General features: G+C 70.1%; 15 protein-coding genes and 1 tRNA gene. 2 read left to right on the top strand and 14 right to left on the bottom strand.

Translation table 11 applies throughout. The features are described 5' to 3' along the window. Window positions 1–27 precede the first annotated feature (27 nt). The 6 genes from HQQ78_RS13565 to HQQ78_RS13540 all read right to left on the bottom strand — a co-directional run bounded on the left by HQQ78_RS13565 (window position 28) and on the right by HQQ78_RS13540 (window position 7,201). Window positions 28–1,803: a protein kinase gene (locus HQQ78_RS13565; RefSeq protein WP_173154024.1), complete on the bottom strand. Its 1,776-nt coding sequence runs from the start codon at window positions 1,801–1,803 to the stop codon at window positions 28–30. Then, the gene (locus HQQ78_RS13560) at window positions 1,800–3,275 is read right to left on the bottom strand and encodes a penicillin-binding protein 2 (RefSeq protein WP_173154021.1); all 1,476 of its coding nucleotides are present in this window, start codon (window positions 3,273–3,275) and stop codon (window positions 1,800–1,802) included. Before HQQ78_RS13560 ends, HQQ78_RS13565 begins: the two co-directional genes overlap by 4 nt. Next, on the bottom strand, window positions 3,275–4,630 hold the full coding sequence (locus tag HQQ78_RS13555) for an FtsW/RodA/SpoVE family cell cycle protein (RefSeq protein WP_043595278.1): 1,356 nt from the start codon (window positions 4,628–4,630) through the stop codon (window positions 3,275–3,277). The genes HQQ78_RS13560 and HQQ78_RS13555 overlap by 1 nt, the downstream gene beginning before the upstream one ends. A gap of 85 nt (window positions 4,631–4,715) precedes the next feature. Then, a complete protein-coding gene (locus tag HQQ78_RS13550) occupies window positions 4,716–5,963 on the bottom strand; it encodes a PP2C family serine/threonine-protein phosphatase (protein ID WP_043595276.1) in 1,248 nt (415 codons plus the stop codon). 6 nt (window positions 5,964–5,969) lie between these two features. Continuing rightward, the gene (locus tag HQQ78_RS13545) at window positions 5,970–6,491 is read right to left on the bottom strand and encodes an FHA domain-containing protein (RefSeq protein ID WP_043595274.1); all 522 of its coding nucleotides are present in this window, start codon (window positions 6,489–6,491) and stop codon (window positions 5,970–5,972) included. Then, a complete protein-coding gene (locus HQQ78_RS13540; RefSeq protein ID WP_043595272.1) occupies window positions 6,488–7,201 on the bottom strand; it encodes a DUF3662 and FHA domain-containing protein in 714 nt (237 codons plus the stop codon). Before HQQ78_RS13540 ends, HQQ78_RS13545 begins: the two co-directional genes overlap by 4 nt. 108 nt (window positions 7,202–7,309) lie before the next feature. On the opposite strand from HQQ78_RS13540, the gene HQQ78_RS13535 reads away from it, so the two are divergent. Continuing rightward, a tRNA-Leu gene (locus HQQ78_RS13535) sits at window positions 7,310–7,393 on the top strand. Between the two features lie 94 nt (window positions 7,394–7,487). Further along, window positions 7,488–8,087: a hypothetical protein gene (locus tag HQQ78_RS13530; protein WP_173154018.1), complete on the top strand. Its 600-nt coding sequence runs from the start codon at window positions 7,488–7,490 to the stop codon at window positions 8,085–8,087. Between the two features lie 32 nt (window positions 8,088–8,119). Here the strand turns inward: HQQ78_RS13530 and HQQ78_RS13525 are convergent, their stop codons facing one another. The 8 genes from HQQ78_RS13525 to HQQ78_RS13490 all read right to left on the bottom strand — a co-directional run bounded on the left by HQQ78_RS13525 (window position 8,120) and on the right by HQQ78_RS13490 (window position 15,271). Next, a complete protein-coding gene (locus tag HQQ78_RS13525; RefSeq protein WP_173154015.1) occupies window positions 8,120–8,578 on the bottom strand; it encodes a hypothetical protein in 459 nt (152 codons plus the stop codon). After that, a complete protein-coding gene (locus HQQ78_RS13520; protein ID WP_173154012.1) occupies window positions 8,575–9,066 on the bottom strand; it encodes a hypothetical protein in 492 nt (163 codons plus the stop codon). The genes HQQ78_RS13525 and HQQ78_RS13520 overlap by 4 nt, the downstream gene beginning before the upstream one ends. An 892-nt stretch (window positions 9,067–9,958) precedes the next feature. Further along, on the bottom strand, window positions 9,959–10,483 hold the full coding sequence (locus tag HQQ78_RS13515) for a T6SS immunity protein Tdi1 domain-containing protein (RefSeq protein WP_148053679.1): 525 nt from the start codon (window positions 10,481–10,483) through the stop codon (window positions 9,959–9,961). 54 nt (window positions 10,484–10,537) lie between these two features. Continuing rightward, a complete protein-coding gene (locus HQQ78_RS13510; RefSeq protein WP_173154009.1) occupies window positions 10,538–11,020 on the bottom strand; it encodes a hypothetical protein in 483 nt (160 codons plus the stop codon). Then, a complete protein-coding gene (locus HQQ78_RS13505) occupies window positions 11,010–13,448 on the bottom strand; it encodes a DNA/RNA non-specific endonuclease (protein WP_173154006.1) in 2,439 nt (812 codons plus the stop codon). Before HQQ78_RS13505 ends, HQQ78_RS13510 begins: the two co-directional genes overlap by 11 nt. Next, window positions 13,448–13,804, bottom strand: coding sequence for a DUF6507 family protein (locus HQQ78_RS13500; RefSeq protein ID WP_173154003.1), 357 nt, complete (start codon window positions 13,802–13,804; stop codon window positions 13,448–13,450). Before HQQ78_RS13500 ends, HQQ78_RS13505 begins: the two co-directional genes overlap by 1 nt. Next, window positions 13,801–14,175 (bottom strand): hypothetical protein, encoded by a 375-nt coding sequence (locus tag HQQ78_RS13495; protein WP_173154000.1) that lies wholly within the window; start codon window positions 14,173–14,175, stop codon window positions 13,801–13,803. Before HQQ78_RS13495 ends, HQQ78_RS13500 begins: the two co-directional genes overlap by 4 nt. A gap of 4 nt (window positions 14,176–14,179) precedes the next feature. Continuing rightward, the gene (locus tag HQQ78_RS13490) at window positions 14,180–15,271 is read right to left on the bottom strand and encodes a DUF6177 family protein (RefSeq protein ID WP_173153997.1); all 1,092 of its coding nucleotides are present in this window, start codon (window positions 15,269–15,271) and stop codon (window positions 14,180–14,182) included. Between the last annotated feature and the right edge of the window lie 9 nt (window positions 15,272–15,280).

Here is a 15,280-nt window from a genome sequence, read left to right as displayed (position 1 = left end):
GTCTGCACGACCGGGGTCACGAAGATCTCATCGCGCTGGCGTCTCGGTGGGCTCAGGTTCGGCACTCGTGGCCGGGGCCGTCACCGTGATGGTGACTCCCGGCGACGGCTCGGACGCGATCTGACCGCAGTTGGCCACGTAGCTGACCGTGAGGTTGCCGGCGGCCGGGGCGGTCACCGTGAGGGACGTCGCGTTGGCACCGAGGCCCCCGGCCGACTGACCCGAGGTGTCGGTCCCGCCGGTGATCGTGTACGAGTAGCCCGTCAGCGAGTAACCGGTCGGGCACCCCGTGTAGGCGGGCCAGTTGATGGTGGCGGTGTCGCCGGCCTCGATCTGGCCCGGGGTGGCGGTGGGCGTCGAGGGCTGGGCAGGGGTCGGGGCCGCGCGGTAGATGTAGATCGTCACCGACGAGCCCTTCTCGAGGGCACCCGTCGGGTCGATGCTGGCGACGGTGCCGACCTGGTCGGGGCTCGGAGCGCTCGACCCGGCGTCGGCCGAGTCGACCTGCAGGCCGAGTTCTTCGAGGGAGGCGCGGGCAGCGGCCTCGGTCAGCCCCACGTAGTCACCCGAGGACACCGTCACGGACGTCGGGGTCGGGGTGGGCGTCGGAGTCGTCCGGGTCGGCGTCGGCGTGCTGCTCGAGGTCGTCGGCGCGGGTGCGGGATCGTCGGTGTTGCCGACCGCGAAGACGATGCCGACGACGAGGGCGATGACGGCCAGGACGGCGAGGACGATCAGCGGCCAGAACCACGGACTGCGCTTCTTCTCGTCGGGTTCGTCGTCGCCGTCGCGCAGGGCGTCGGGATCGGCCGAACCGGCCACGTAGCCCGCGGCAGCACCGCCGGCGGCGCTCTGGGCACGGGTGGCCATCGGATCGAACAGTTGCGTCGTGGCGTCCTGGGCGTTGAAGGCCTGGGTCGCCGTGTCGGCGGGCGTGGCGGCGACGGCGCCGATCGCCGGGACGGCGACGGTCGCCGCGGCCACGTCGCCGCGTCGGAGGGCCCGAGCGGCCTGGGCGAGGGCCGAGGCCGTCGCCGGCCGTTCGCCCGGCTTCTTGGCGATGCAGGACAGGACGAGACGACGCACGGGTTCGGAGACCGTCGACGGGAGGTCGGGCGGCTGTTCGTTGATCTGTGCCATCGCGATGGCGACCTGGGACTCGCCCGTGAAGGGGCGACGACCGGCCAGGGCCTCGTAGGCGACGATGCCGAGCGAGTAGATGTCGGTGCTGGGGGACGCCGGGTGGCCGCTCGCCTGCTCGGGCGAGAGGTACTGCACGGTGCCCATGACCTGGCCCGTGGCCGTCAGCGGAACCTGGTCGGCGATGCGCGCGATGCCGAAGTCGGTGATCTTCACCCGGCCGTCCGGGGTGACGAGCAGGTTGCCGGGCTTGATGTCGCGGTGCACGAGACCTGCGGCGTGGGCGGCCTGGAGGGCCGAGGCGGTCTGCGCGACGATGTCGAGGACCTTGTCGGTCGGCAGGACGCGGTCGCGTTCGAGGACCGTCGACATGGCCTCGCCGGGGACGAGCTCCATCACCAGGTAGGCGCTGCCCTCTTCTTCGCCGTAGTCGAAGACGTTCGCGATGCCCTCGTGGTTGACCAGGGCCGCGTGACGGGCCTCGGCGCGGAAGCGCTCGAGGAATCCGGGATCGCCCAGGTACTCGTCCTTGAGGATCTTGATGGCGACCGTGCGGCCGATGACGAGGTCGGTGGCTTCCCAGACCTCGCCCATGCCGCCGATGGCGACTCGGGTCGACAGCTGGTAACGCCCACCGAAGGTGACTCCGCCGGATGGTCTCATTTGTTCAGCACCGCCTCTAGTACTTTCTTCGCGATCGGTGACGCGACACTGTTGCCGAATGCGGACTGGCCCTGTCCGCCGCCGTTCTCGACGACGACCGCGACCGCGACCTCGGGGTCAGCAGCAGGCGCGAACCCGGTGAACCAGAGGGTGTACGGCTCGCCGGGGCCGTTCTCGGCCGTTCCTGTCTTGCCGGCGACGTCGACGCCGTCAATTCTTGCATTGCTCGCCGCACCGTTCGCGACGTCCTGCACCATCATGTCGGTCATCGTGGCCGCAGTCTGGGAGCTGATGGGCTTGCCGTACTCCGAGGGCGAGAAATCCTCGACCGGGCTCAGGTCGGGGTTCAGGACGCTCTCGATCAAGGTCGGGTTCATCTCGGTGCCGCCGTTGGCGATGGCGGACGAGACCATGGCCATCTGCAGGGGCGTCACGCGGTCGGAGCCCTGCCCGAAGGACTGCAGCATGAGGGTGGCGTCGTTGATGGCCTGGCCCTTGGAGTCCTCGATGGGGAACTGGCTCGGCGTGACGGCCTGGGGGACGCCGATGGAGTCGTCGCCGAAGCCGAACTTCTCGGCCTGATCCTGGAGGGCCTTCGCACCGAGGGCCTGGCCGAGCTGCGCCATGGGGATGTTGCACGACAGGCGGAGGGCGGTTGCGATGGTGGCCGTCTCGCCACCGCCGCAGCTCCCGCCCTCGGCGTTGTTGATGTTCGTGCTGGTGCCGGGCAGCGTCAGGGTCGACGGGTTGGGGAAGGCGCTGTCGGGCGTGTAGTCGCCGCTCTCGAGCGCAGCCGCCGTCGTGATCAGCTTGAAGGTCGACCCCGGTGCGTACAGGTCGCCCTGGATCGCCCGGTTCTGCAGCGGAGCCGAGGGGTCGGCGATCAGCGAGTCGTAGGCGTCGGTGACGGTCTGACGGTCGTGGCTGGCGAGCGGGTTGGGGTCGTAGCTGGGCTTCGAGACCATCGCGAGGATCTTGCCGGTCTTCGGGTCCATCGCGACGACCGAGCCCGAGTTCGAGCCGAGGGCGTCGTAGGCCGCCTGCTGGACGGTGGGGTCGAGGGTGAGGTTGACCGTGGCCCCCTCGGGGTCCTGACCCGTGAGCAGCGAGTTGACCTGGTCGAAGAACTGCGAGTTCGCATTGCCCGTGAGGTACCGGTTCATGGCGTCCTCGATGCCTCGGGATCCCTGACCCAGCGTGTAGTAGCCGGCGACGGGTGCGTAGAGGTCGGGCTGCGAGTAGGTGCGCTGGAACTCGTACTGGTCGTCGACGGGGGTCGACTGCGCGATCGCCTGGCCGCCGACCAGGATGGGACCGCGCTGTGCCGAGTAGCTGGCGAGCAGGGCCCGCGAGTTGCGGGCGTCGGCGTTCAGCGCGTCGGCCTGGAACGCCGTGATGTAGGTCGTCGAGAGGAAGAGCGCGACGAACATGGCGAGCACCACGTAGCTCACGCGTCGGAGTTCTTTGTTCATCAGCCGATCACCAGCCTCGGTTGGTTGCGCACGGAGTCGGACAGTCGCAGCAGCAGGGCCACGATGATCCAGTTGGCCACGAGCGACGAGCCGCCCGCGGCGAGGAAGGGAGCGGTGAGGCCCGTGAGCGGGATCACCCTCGTCACGCCACCCATGACCACGAAGACCTGCAGGGCCACGACGAAGGCGACGCCGACCCCGAGCATGCGACCGAAGTCGTCCTGACCCACGAAGCCGATGCGGAACCCGCGGGAGACGAGCAGGAGGTAGAGCGCGAGGATCGCGAAGAGCCCGGTGAGGCCGAGTTCTTCGCCGAGCGACGCGAAGATGTAGTCGCTCTCGGCGAGCGGGGTGGTCTGCGGACGGCCCTGACCCAGCCCCGTGCCGATCAGTCCGCCGTTCGCCAGGCCGAACAGACCCTGCACGAGCTGGAAGGACCCGCCGACGGCGTCGTACTCGGACTGGGCGAAGGGGTTGAGCCAGGCGGCGAAACGGCCCTGCACGTATCCCAGGAAGGTGCTGGCGATCAAGGCCCCTCCGAGGAAGAGGCCGACGCCGAGCACGATCCAGCTCGCGCGCCCCGTGCCCACGTAGATCATGACGAGGAACAGCCCGAAGTAGAGCAGCGAGGTGCCGAGGTCGCGCTGGAAGATCAGGACGCCCATGGCGACGAGCCAGACGATGAGGATCGGCCCGAGGTCGCGCGGCCGCGGGAACCGCATGCCCAGGATCTTGGGCCCCATGAGCGAGAGGTTGTCGCGGGCGGTGACGAGGTAGCCGGCGAAGAAGATGGCCAGCGTGATCTTGGCGATCTCGCCCGGCTGGAACGAGAACGGTCCGATGTCGATCCACACGCGGGCGTTCAGCCCCTCGCGGCCGATGCCCGGCAGGAGGGGCAGCAGCAGCAGCACGATCGACACGAACATCGCGATGTAGCGGTACCGCGACAGCACCCGGTAGTTGCGGATCACGAGCAGCACGGCGAGGGCGATCACCATCGCGAGGACGGTCCAGACCATCTGCTTGATGCCCAGCGCGCCCCAGCCCTCACGCCCCTCGGCCAGGTCGAGGCGGTAGATCATCGCGATGCCGATGCCGTTCAGGGTGACGGCGATCGGCATGACGAACGGGTCGGCCTCGCGGGCGACGACCCGCAGGACGACGTGGAAGATCAGGGCCAGGCCCAGCACCATCGAGCCGGCGATCAGCACCGTCGGGTCGACCTCGCCGGTCGCACCGAGCTGGACCAGCACCATCGCTCCGGCGGCGACGCCGCAGGCGATCAGCAGCATGAGCAGTTCGAGGTTGCGGAGGCGCGCGGGTTCGCGCAGGCGCAGCGAGATCGCCTGCGTCATGTTCGTGGGACGCGAGGCCTTCGCGGACGGCTTGCGCGCGCCTCCTACGCGACCGATGACCTCGGTCGCGTCACCACCGGGTGCGTCAGGGGTTGCTGGCATCGGCCAACCTCTCGACGATGGCCCTGGCGTCCGCGAGGGAACCGGCGTTGATGGTGTCCTCCACGGTGGTCTGCGTGTAGTTCGGCAGGTCGTCGACCTGGACGTCGGTGGTCTCGTAGACGCTCGAGAGGCCGATGGGCCCGAGGCTCTGTTGCACGCCCTTGTAGATGACGACCGTGCCGCGCTCTTCGCCCACGTAGTAGTGGTCTTGCGTCCACTGGTAGGTCAGCACGAGTCCGGCGACGAGCGCGGCGATCGCCACGACGAGGGCGGTCAGCCAGGTGATGCGGCGACGGCGGCGGCGACGTTTGTCTTCGGCGATGAGCTCGGCGAGGTACTCGTCGCTCTCGGGCTCGAAGTGGCTGTCTTCCGGCGTCGTGGCGACCTTGAGCGGGTGCAGCAGGATCGTCGGCAGACGGAGCTGCTTGCGCCCGGCGTCGCTGTCGAAGCTGAGGGGTGCGGCGGCCGACCCGACCGTGACGGGTTCGTCGAGTGCCGAGTCGCCCGACTCGTCGACGTCGACGATGACGACGGTCACGTTGTCGGGGGCGCCGTGGTCGAGGGTCTCTTTCACGAGGCGCCGGGCCGTCTGCTCGGCGTCGAGGCCCATGGCCATGGCCTTCTTGATGCGCTCCTCGGCGAGGTAGCTGCTCAGGCCGTCCGAGCAGATCAGCCAGCGGTCGCCGGGCTGCGTGCCGAGGGTCGCCGTGTCGATCTCGGGTGCCGCGTCGACGTCGCCGAGCACGCGCATCAGCACGCTGCGTCGCGGGTGCACCGCCGCTTCTTCTGGCGTAATGCGACCGCTGTCGACCAGGCGCTGCACGAAGGTGTGGTCGGCGGTGATCTGGCTGAGCTCGCCCTCGCGGAACAGGTAGATGCGTGAGTCGCCGATGTGGGCGATCGCCATGCTGTCACCGACGCGCAGCATGGCGCTGACGGTGGTGCCCATGCCGGTGAGCTCTTGGTGTTCGAAGACGGTCTCGGCCAGCAACTGGTTCGCGGCGATCAACGACGACTGCAGCGCGAACTCGGCGTCACCCGGCGAGGTGTAGACGCGGTCGGTCTCGCGGATCCGTCGGATCGCGATGGCCGAGGCCACGTCGCCGCCCGCGTGCCCGCCCATGCCGTCGGCGACGACGAAGAGCTGCGTGCCGGCGTAGCCGCTGTCTTGGTTGTTGGACCGGATCTTGCCCACGTTGGACAGAGCGGCACTCTTGGCGTGCGTCGTCATGAGGGCCTACCGCCGGAGCTCGAAGCTCGTCTGCCCGATCGTCACGGTCGCGCCCGTGGGCACGGGGGTGGGGACCGACACGCGCTCACCGGCGAGGAACGTGCCGTTGGTGGAGTCGAGGTCTTGCACGACCCAGCGGCCGTTCCAGAGCATGAGGCGCGCGTGGTGGGTCGAGGTGTAGTCGTCGCGGATCACGAGGTTGCTCTCTTGGGACCGCCCGATGGTGAGCGGCCCGTCGCCGAGGGGCATCTCGAGGCCGGCCTTGGCGCCCTTGGTGATGACCAGGCGCGTGGCGCGCCCGTCACCCTGAGGCGTCGGTGCCGGCGCGGCGGGCGCGGGACGCGGGGCGGGGGCAGGAGGCGCGGTGGCGGTCGAGCTCGCCTTGCCGGGTGTGGCGTCGGCGGGCATCTTGCGCGCCCGCTGCCCGAAGAGGTCGCTCCGCAGCGCGAACACGATCACGAAGACGAACAGCCACAGGACGGCCAGGAAGCCGAAGTGGAGCACCAACAGGGTGAGGGCTGAGGTCATCGTCGGCCACCCGTGGAGTCGGGCCCGTCGAAGGGGTCGGGCGTCGATGACTGGGGGAGCACGCGGAACACGATACGCGTACGACCGATCTGGATCACCGAATCGGGCTGCAGCGGCGCCTTGGTGAGGGGGTTGCCGTTGAGCTTCGAGCCGTTCGTCGAGCCGAGGTCGCGGACCTGGGCCCGCGAACCGTCCCACAGGATCTCGACGTGCTGACGGGAGGTACCGGTGTCTTGAACGGTGATGTCGGCGTCGCTGCCGCGGCCGATGATCGTGCGGGCACCGCTGAGCTCACGGCGCTTGCCGTCGATCTCGACGAACGGCTTCCACTGCACCTCGCCGCGCAGGTTGCGCGAGTCGACCGACATGATGCCGACGCTCAGCGAGTCGTCCTCGCGGAGGCGGATGCCGAGGGGCCCGGCGAACTGGTACCCCTGGGCGGTGGCGTGCCGCTGGGTGAGCTGCGTGAGCTCGTCGATCAGGGCCGGACCGATGCCGGACATCTTCTCGTAGTCGATGGGGGCGAGGCGCACCTGGAGCTCGTTGGGCACGAGGATGCGGTCACGCGAGACCACCGCGGCCTTGGTGTCGAGCTCACGGCGCAGCGCGTTCGTGATCTCGAGTGGTTGCACGCCCGAACGGAACGTCTTGGCGAAGGCGCCGTTGACGGCGCGCTCCAGCCCGCGTTCGAAGTTGTCGAGCAGTCCCATGGGTCTCCAGGTTCGGGGTCTCTGGTCGCCCGATCTTAGCCCGAACGAGTGAAAGGGACTCACCGGTGCTCTTTCGGACGTCCCACGCATGCTAAAGTCTACGAGTTCGCGCGAGTGGCGGAATTGGCAGACGCGCTGGCTTCAGGTGCCAGTGCTCGAAAGGGCGTGGGGGTTCAAGTCCCCCCTCGCGCACGAACGTGAAGGCTCACCTCCGGGTGGGCCTTCTCGCTTTCCCGGCTCTGGTCCCACCCGTCGCCGTCGGCCCGTGCAGTGGTTGTCTGGTGCGATGAGCCAGCAGAGCGCGGTCGTGTTCGAGTTCGCCGAGGTGCTCTTCGACGAGTTCCCGAAGGCCCCGTGGGTGCCCCGCAACCAGCGCATCGTCGTCGACTCCGACCGCCGCGTCGTGGGTCGCCGCGACGGCATCGTCGTCAGCGTCACCGACCTGCCCCCGGTGTACGCGCACGCCGACATCGGGCCGAAGATCAGCAGCATGCAGTCCTTCGTCACCGTCGGCGACCACGTCTCGTGGATCGTCCGGACCGTCGAGGGCACGCGCTTCACCTCGTCCGCCGACGGCCTCGACGAGGAGGCGCGGCTCGAGATCGCGAGGGACGCCACCCTCCACGGGTTCCTCGACGACCTCGAGTGCATGGTCATCACCGACCTGTCGGAGATGCGATTCGGACAGGACCGCGAACTGACGCGCTGCCGTCTCGAGGTGACCCGCGCCTCCGGGGGTCCGGTCGCCTGGGCGCTCGTCGTCGAGGGCACGGGGCACCGGATCGAGTCGGACACGGTCGAGGCCGCGGAGTTCGTCGGCCGGCAGCTCAACGACATCGCGATCGACGGCGACCCGCTCGCCCTCGAGGCCGTGCTGCCGCTGTGAGGCGTCTCGGCCCGATCAGCCCGTGAGGCCGGTCACGGAGAGCCTCCGGCCGATCGTGAGGCGATGACGGCGGCGAGCCAGCCAGGGATCGCCTCGGCGGGCCGTGGGTACGACTCGAGATCGTCGAGGTAGGCCTGGTCGTCGATCCAGGTGTGAGGAGCGCGGTGGTCGAAGTCGAACGAGGTGCCGAGCTTGCCGGCGGCGGTGACCCGGAAGCGGGCGCTGAACCACGATCCGACCTCGGCTCGGTACATGAGCCGTCGGAGGTCCGAGGCGGCGGCGCCCGCCTCGTCCGTGTCGGGACTGGACGACTCGTGGCCGGCCTCGTCGAAGAAACCCACGGATGCCACCCGGACACCCCCGACCTCGGAGAAGTCGAACTCCGCCCGGACGGAGCCTCGAGGCATCATGCGGTGGACGGCGAGACCCACCCGACGGAGGGCATCACGCTCGCTCGGCACGCCGCCGCCGACGTCGTCGTGTTCGCTCATCGCTCGGCCGTGCCGCCACCGTCGGCTCGGCCGACGAGGTCGTGGCGGGTCGGGGCGCCGGCGAGGATGGCGGCGAGCCAATCCGGGGTGTTCTCGGGAGTGCGGGGGAACTCGTCGAAGTCGGCTCGGTACGCCTCGGCGGCGAAGGGGCCCAGTTCGGGTTCGTTGTCGTAGTCGAATCGCGTGCGGAGTTTCCCTTCGGCAGTGACCGTGAACCAGGCGGTGAACCATGTTCCTGCCCCCGGCCTGTACATGGCCTCTCTGAGTTCACGGGCACGGAGGGTGGAGTCTCTCTTGCCCATGATGGAGTCGTACGTCCCGTCCGGGCGGTAGAGGCGCTTCTTTCCAGAGGAGACACCACCGGCGATGCTGATCTCGGCCTCGATGCGATCGAAGCCCGCAGCGATCTCGCCATGAAGAGCCAGACCGACCCCTCTCAGCGCAGAGCGCTCTTGCTCTAGCCCGGGTGGGTTCTCATGTCGTGTCATGACTCGGGTTCTCCCTTCGACTCGTGTGCCCGACCGCCGCCGACGACAGGCATGCCGTGGGGCTCCGAGTCGTGAGCGGACGGCACGGGCCCGAGCGCTCCTGAGTCCGCCAGTTCTCTCGAGGTCGTGAGGCATGCCTCGAGGTACGCATCGGGCGATGTGCCGCCTCCGACGAGGATCAGGGTCCCGCCCGTCGTCGACTGCGTGGTCGCGACCGACAGTCCCACCTCACGTGCACGAGGATGCGAGCGCGCGGACAAGAACGTGACGGGTCCGACTCGTGGCCACGAGCCCGGGCGCTGCAAGACGTCGAAATGGGTGTCGACGATCGCCCTGTCGAGGAGCTCGACCGCATCGGGATCCCAGATGGCCGCCAGGAGGTGCGTGATCTCGGTAGCGGAGCCGGCGAGGGGAAGATGGACGAGGTGCGAATCGTCACGGCCCTCGACTCGGAGCGTGACCGAGTTGCTCGGGCGCTTCGAGGACGCGACGGCGCTCGACGTGACGAAGCTCAACCGTGCGAAGGCGTCACCGACCGAGTCGATGCCCGGCGTGACGAAGGCGAGACGATGACCCCGCACGGGCAGGGGAGTGTCTCGGTCGTCGTGCTCGATCGCCGCCGCCACGAGGTCGGTCCACCCGCGGTCGTCATCGGGGACGGCACCTCCGTCGAGTGACGACCACGGAGCGTCGAAGACACCACCCAGACGGTGCAGAGCGCTGAGCGTCTGGCGCATCTTCGACGCGACGACTGCCGGCTCCTCGGGGCGAGGGCCCCACACGGCCCGCCAGGTGGGGGGACCGGCTCGCCAGCGTTCCGCCAAGCGCATGCTCTGGGCAGCGTCATCAGGGAACGAAGGTGACGTGGCGGCGAGCGTGTCATCGGTCTCGCTCACGGCAGTGGGCCCGCGACGGAGGAGATCAGGAGGACGTGCTCGCGCATGTCGACGACCTCGAGGGACGCAGCAGATCGTCGGCCTCCGAGGGCGAGCAGCGGGCTGAAACCGAAGCATTCGTCGGAGCGGGGCACCCCGAGACGCTCCCGCGCCTCCGGGAAGGGGCTCCAGTCGAAGTAGTCGGGGTCGGCCAGGAACGACTCGTAGCCGAGGATGACGAGGAGCGTCGAGAGCCTGTTGGCGATGATCCGGCTCGTGCCCCGTCGAAATTCGAGGAGGTGCGCTCGGCCGTCGAGCCAGACGACCAGGTCTCCGAGGGCGGACGACATCAGGGGCGTGGCCGCCGCGAATCGAGGTGCGACCTCGGCGAGGACGTCCTGCCACGCGGTGGGGTCGACGATGCGCAGGTACCCGTCAGCCGTCGCGCCCAGCCCGTGGTCACGCCACAGGGCCACGACGTCGTCGGGAAGACGCTCGACAGCGGCGTCGAGGCTGGCGGAGGACAGTGGAGGCCCTGGCATCAACGGCTGCGTCACGTGACTCCAGCCCTGTTGCGCGAGTCCATGTCTCGACTCTCAGAGGGGACCCTCGTCACGGCCGACGAGGTCGTGCCGGGTGGGCGCACCCGCGAGGATCGCGGCGAGCCACTCGGGCGTGTTCTCGGCAGTCCGGGGAAAATCCTCGAAGTCGGCACGATATTCCTCGGCACCGAAGTGACCTAGTTCGGGTTCGTTGTCGTAGTCGTACTGTGCGCTGAGTTTTCCGGCGGCCGTCACGGTGAAGACGGCGGTGAACCACGTGCCTGCCCCTGGCTTGTACATCAGGCGCCTCAGTCGACGAGCCGCTTCGAACGTGCGTCGCGCGGGAGCAGCCGACTCCTGGGAGCCGTCGGCTGCGAAGAGCAACGTCTCGCCGGCCATCACACCCCGAGCCATGCTTGTCTGCATGCGGATGCGGTCGGAACCCGAAGGAATCAGTGCAAGGAGCTGCGAACCCAGTTCTCTCAGTGCATCACGTTCTGCTTCGAGACCCGACTTCACCTTGTCGTCACCGGACATTGTCGTAGAACTCCTGTCGTAGCGGTTGACCGTGAGCCTGGATCTTGACTTGGACACCGGTCGGGACTGTGTTCGTGCCCTCGTACTCCGGAAGCACTTTGAGGTCGGCGGCGCCTCCGTCGGACGCGGTCAGGGCTTGCCGGAGTTCGCGTTCGAGGTTACCGAAGGAGTGGCCCCGGCCGCGATTGACCTCTCGGAGCATCGGCACGATGTTGATCTTCTCGCCGCCGCCGCCGAACATGTTGGCCAGGAGGTGGCCTCCCTCGTACCCGACACCGCCCTCCTTGCCGATGCGCTTCTGCACCGACTCGGACCGGTCGGCATCGCCGAGTTGGAGGTCGTCGAACTCGGCGAGCACCGTGCGGCTGGCGTGGTCCGTGACGTAGACGTGCTTGCCACCGACGACGTAGGTCGTGTCCGCGGCGGGCTGCATGAGGTCGTAGTTCAGGTTGCCCTTGCCGCCGTACTCGGTCTCGACGTGGACGATGCGACCTGTCGCGTCGGTCGAGAACACACCCCGGCCAGGCACCGTGTACGCCGTGTCCGGGGCGAGGACCTGACCGTGGGCGAACGGCTTCTCCTTCGTCGGCAGGTCGGAGCCCGAGACCGTCACGTGGTGCTCGACGGCCGGTGTGGCGTGCGGCGTCGGTTCGGTCGGGGTGGGCGTCCGGTCAGGGCCCGACAGGTCGAGCTCCCCGATGTCCGTGTCATGGCCGCCACCGGCTGACCGGTCAGGGGTTGCACCCGCGCCGTCGACGGGACCGTCGGCCCGACCGGGCTCGTCCGTCCCAGGGCCGTCCGCGCGACCTGCGTCGCTCGTCCCAGGGCCGTCGGCTCGACCTGCATCGCTCGATCCGGCACCGTCGGCCCGACCGGCATCGGACGCCCCGCCGCCGTCGCCACGTTCGAGCAGCGTCGTGCCGCCTGATCCGGGGTCGGCGGCGCGGGCGGCACCGGCGGCCGGGTCGGAGCCGGTGCCACCACCCGCGTGAGCGGACGCGTCGGCGTGCGTGGCGGACGCGGCTCGCGCCTCCTCGGCTGTTCGACCGAGGTCGCCGTAGTCGGCGAAGTCCTCGAGCTTCGACAGCGAGCCGAAGTCGACGGTCTCGCCCGCCTTCAGGGCGCCGGTGAGACCGGAGAACTCGACGTCGGTCATGCGCTCGAGGGCGGCCATCGTGTCGGTCAGACCGTCGAGGTCGTCGAGTTTCGACAGGCCGCCGGCGTGCTCGCCGAACTCCGCGACGAGGTCCTCGACCCGTGACAGGCCCTTCGGCAGGTGCGACGCGTCCTCCGCCACCTCGGCCAGCCGGCCGGTGAGGGTCGCCGCCCGGGCCGCGCCCGACCCGACCTTGAGGCCCGCTCCGACCTGGCCCGCACCCGGGATGAAGAACGAGGCGACGTTCGCCACCGCGAAGGTGCCGGCGGCGACCGGGTCCTCTTCCCACTGCTCGGGCGTGCCGACGATTCCGCCGACCATGCCGTCCATCGTCTGCTTGTAGTTGTCGCGGAGGCCGCGCAGCGATTCCGGTACGGCCGAGTCGGGCAGGTTCGCGAGGGCGGGCGCCACCGGGAAGGCCACCGTGATGGCGAGGGCGCCGAGACCGGTCAGCATGCCGGTCCACGCCTCGCCGGCGAACGACCAGTCGTGCTTCCAGCCGTTCGCGGCGTCGAAGCCGACGAGCGACACGGTGCCCTCGACGAAGCTGGTGCCGAACTCGACGAGTCCGTCGCCGACCGACTCCTGGCACGACCGCTCGCCCTTGCCCTGGGCACCCCACGGGTTGTCCTCGGCGAGGTCGAGCTGCTCACCCGTCACGGCGGTCTGCGGAGCCACGCAGAGGTCGTCACGCAGGGCGTTGACGGCGTTCTCGAACTCGACCCGGGCCGCGTCGATCTTCGCGATCTCGGCGTTGTACTGCGATTGCAGTTCGTTGTTGCGCTCGACCGACGGCGTGTGCTCGTTCCAGGGGATGGTCGTCTCGCCCTGACCCTCGGCCATGATCGGCACGCCACCGCTCATCTGACTGGCCTGGAAGAGCGGGTTGTCGGGGTCGTAGAAGTCGAGGGTGACGCCGCCGGAGACCGAGGCCCGGAAGGCGTTCGCCTCGGTGACCAGCTCTTTGATGCGTGCGACGGGTGCCGTGACCGCCTCGGCCAGCGTCTCGAGGAGGTCGGCCACCGTCGAGATCGTGCCGGCGACGGCCTCGGCATCGGTGCGCACCGGGTCCATCGAGGCGAACAGCTGTGGCCCCTCGGGCGCGGTGTACGACGCCGACAGTCCCGACCAGTCGGTCATCACTGCCTCGGCGTTCGTCGTCACCGCGGTGGCCGTCGACTTGTAGCTCGCCGCCGCCGACGCGATCGACTCCGGCACGATGTCGAGACCGAAGAACTCGGCCGGTTCGATCAGCGATCCCTTCGTGGCCATCAGCGGCCCCCCGCGAAGAAGCTGAGGTCGCCTGACTCGGCGGCCTGCACGGCGGCGGACTGCGTCTGCGCAGCCATCTCCTCGTCGCCGTTCACGTAGGCCAGCGTCGCGTCACCCGCCCCGGTCGCGCAGGCGAGGATGCGCGCATTGATGCCCTGCACACGGTTCGTCTCGGACGAGATCAGGTCGACGACGGCCACGGCCGACGACACGAGGATGTCGCTGCCCACGCCGGCGTTCAGCTCGCCCTGGGCGGTCTCGACGTCCGCGAAGGTGCCCGCGAACGTCTCGGCCGAGCCCTGCACCTTGGTGAGGACGGCCACCACGCCGTCGGGTTCGATGCTCCACGAGCTCATCGGTCGTCTCCTGTCGTCACGAGGGTGCCCTGCACGTCGTCGGCCAGGCGCCGGGCCAGCGCCTGGGTGAGCGGCCCGTCGAAGGGGCCGTAGGCCTCGGTCCACCAGCGATCGGTGGCCGGGCCGTCGGTGGTTCGGCCCGTGGGCCGGTCGGGGGACGCCGGGTCGGTGACCGGCAGTCCCAGACCGCGCCGCGCCTCCCGGGCGTCCTCGAGCTGCGTGCTGCGCAGCACGGCCAGGACCAGGCCCTCCTCCGACGCGATCTGGATGCCGCCGCCCTGCCAGAGGCGCCCGGCACCGAGTCCGCCGTCGACGGCCGCGGCCGCGGTCACGACCTCGACGGCCGTCACGGGCTCGGCGGAGAGGATCACGAACTCACGGGGCACGGCGCACCGCCGGAGGGAGGAGGGCGTCGGCGACGACACCCGGGCCGATCGCGTCGAGGGCCGCCGCGAAGCGCTGCCACCGGGTCGCGTCGGCACCGAACGGCACGACGAGCGAGGGGGTGCGGGCGTTGCCGGTCGTGGTCCCGCCGTGTTCGGCGGCGAAGGAGGCCGCGTCGAGCCCCAGGCGCCGCACGGCCCGCGCGCCGACCACCGCGGCGAGGGGCTGCGGCGTCGTCGGCCGGTAGGGCGTGATGGTCGCGTCGGCCGCGCCCCGCAGGCTCCACGCCGTCGCCAGCAGCACCTGCTGCTTCTCGGACAGGCTGCGCAGAGCCGAGGAGGCGCGGGTCGCGTCGTCGACGCCGGTCGCCTCGGGCAGCGCGAACAGCAGCCGGGTCTCCTCGGTCAGGCCGGTCTCGCTGCGCGCGATGCGGATCGTGCCGGTCCAGACCGTGCCGTCGGGCGCGGAGCCGGCGACGTGCACCCGGGAGTCCCGCGGCATGCGGGCCCGGGCCAGGGCCGTGATGCGACCGCGGTCCCAGACGGTGGCGGGGGGTTCGGAGGTGCCCCACACGGTGGGCGCGACGCCCGCGACGGCGGTGACCAGCGCCTCCGTCGTCGTGCCGGTCAGGGCCTCGGCCCTCGCCGCGTGGTGCACGGCCACGGAGAACTGCAGCCACGGACGCGTCGTCTCGACGGCCGGCTGGGGCAGGAGGGCGAACTCGTCGGCGGGCGCGGTCGCCCGCGCCGATCCGTCGACCGGGTCGCCGAGGGGATCGAGCAGGGCCTCGTCGTACGACGCCACCCGGGCACCGCCGACGGCGTGGCGCAGGTGGCCGTCGGCGTCCCGCACCAGCCAGGCCCCGGCGACGAGGCGCAGGGCCTGGTACAGCGCCCAGCTGAGCCGGGCGTCGTCGTGGGTGACGACGACGACGCGGACGCCGGAGCGGGTCGCGTCGGTGAGCAGGGCCTGCCGCCCCGAGGTCAGGCCGACGACGGGGGCGGTGCTGATCGTCGCGATCCACCCCGGCCCACTCGCGTCGGCGAGCGGGTGGGGCAGGGTCGTCGCCCGTGAGTCGCTCACGGGCCGGGC

The sequence above is a fragment of the Frigoribacterium sp. VKM Ac-2859 genome, from assembly GCF_013204925.1.
Lineage (GTDB): Bacteria > Actinomycetota > Actinomycetes > Actinomycetales > Microbacteriaceae > Frigoribacterium.
The sequence above is the reverse complement of the archived record's forward strand: the minus strand, read 5'-3'. Positions and strand labels throughout refer to the sequence as shown.

What these genes read in the sequence shown, in the direction of transcription:
- HQQ78_RS13550 (WP_043595276.1), bottom strand. Translation starts at nt 5,963, where the DNA reads ATGACGACGCACGCCAAGAGTGCCGCTCTGTCCAACGTGGGCAAGATC.
- HQQ78_RS13555 (WP_043595278.1), bottom strand. Translation starts at nt 4,630, where the DNA reads ATGACGCAGGCGATCTCGCTGCGCCTGCGCGAACCCGCGCGCCTCCGC.
- HQQ78_RS13510 (WP_173154009.1), bottom strand. Translation starts at nt 11,020, where the DNA reads ATGTCCGGTGACGACAAGGTGAAGTCGGGTCTCGAAGCAGAACGTGAT.
- HQQ78_RS13500 (WP_173154003.1), bottom strand. Translation starts at nt 13,804, where the DNA reads ATGAGCTCGTGGAGCATCGAACCCGACGGCGTGGTGGCCGTCCTCACC.
- HQQ78_RS13540 (WP_043595272.1), bottom strand. Translation starts at nt 7,201, where the DNA reads ATGGGACTGCTCGACAACTTCGAACGCGGGCTGGAGCGCGCCGTCAAC.
- HQQ78_RS13565 (WP_173154024.1), bottom strand. Translation starts at nt 1,803, where the DNA reads ATGAGACCATCCGGCGGAGTCACCTTCGGTGGGCGTTACCAGCTGTCG.
- HQQ78_RS13560 (WP_173154021.1), bottom strand. Translation starts at nt 3,275, where the DNA reads ATGAACAAAGAACTCCGACGCGTGAGCTACGTGGTGCTCGCCATGTTC.
- HQQ78_RS13505 (WP_173154006.1), bottom strand. Translation starts at nt 13,448, where the DNA reads ATGGCCACGAAGGGATCGCTGATCGAACCGGCCGAGTTCTTCGGTCTC.
- HQQ78_RS13520 (WP_173154012.1), bottom strand. Translation starts at nt 9,066, where the DNA reads ATGACACGACATGAGAACCCACCCGGGCTAGAGCAAGAGCGCTCTGCG.
- HQQ78_RS13525 (WP_173154015.1), bottom strand. Translation starts at nt 8,578, where the DNA reads ATGAGCGAACACGACGACGTCGGCGGCGGCGTGCCGAGCGAGCGTGAT.
- HQQ78_RS13545 (WP_043595274.1), bottom strand. Translation starts at nt 6,491, where the DNA reads ATGACCTCAGCCCTCACCCTGTTGGTGCTCCACTTCGGCTTCCTGGCC.
- HQQ78_RS13515 (WP_148053679.1), bottom strand. Translation starts at nt 10,483, where the DNA reads ATGCCAGGGCCTCCACTGTCCTCCGCCAGCCTCGACGCCGCTGTCGAG.
- HQQ78_RS13530 (WP_173154018.1), top strand. Translation starts at nt 7,488, where the DNA reads ATGAGCCAGCAGAGCGCGGTCGTGTTCGAGTTCGCCGAGGTGCTCTTC.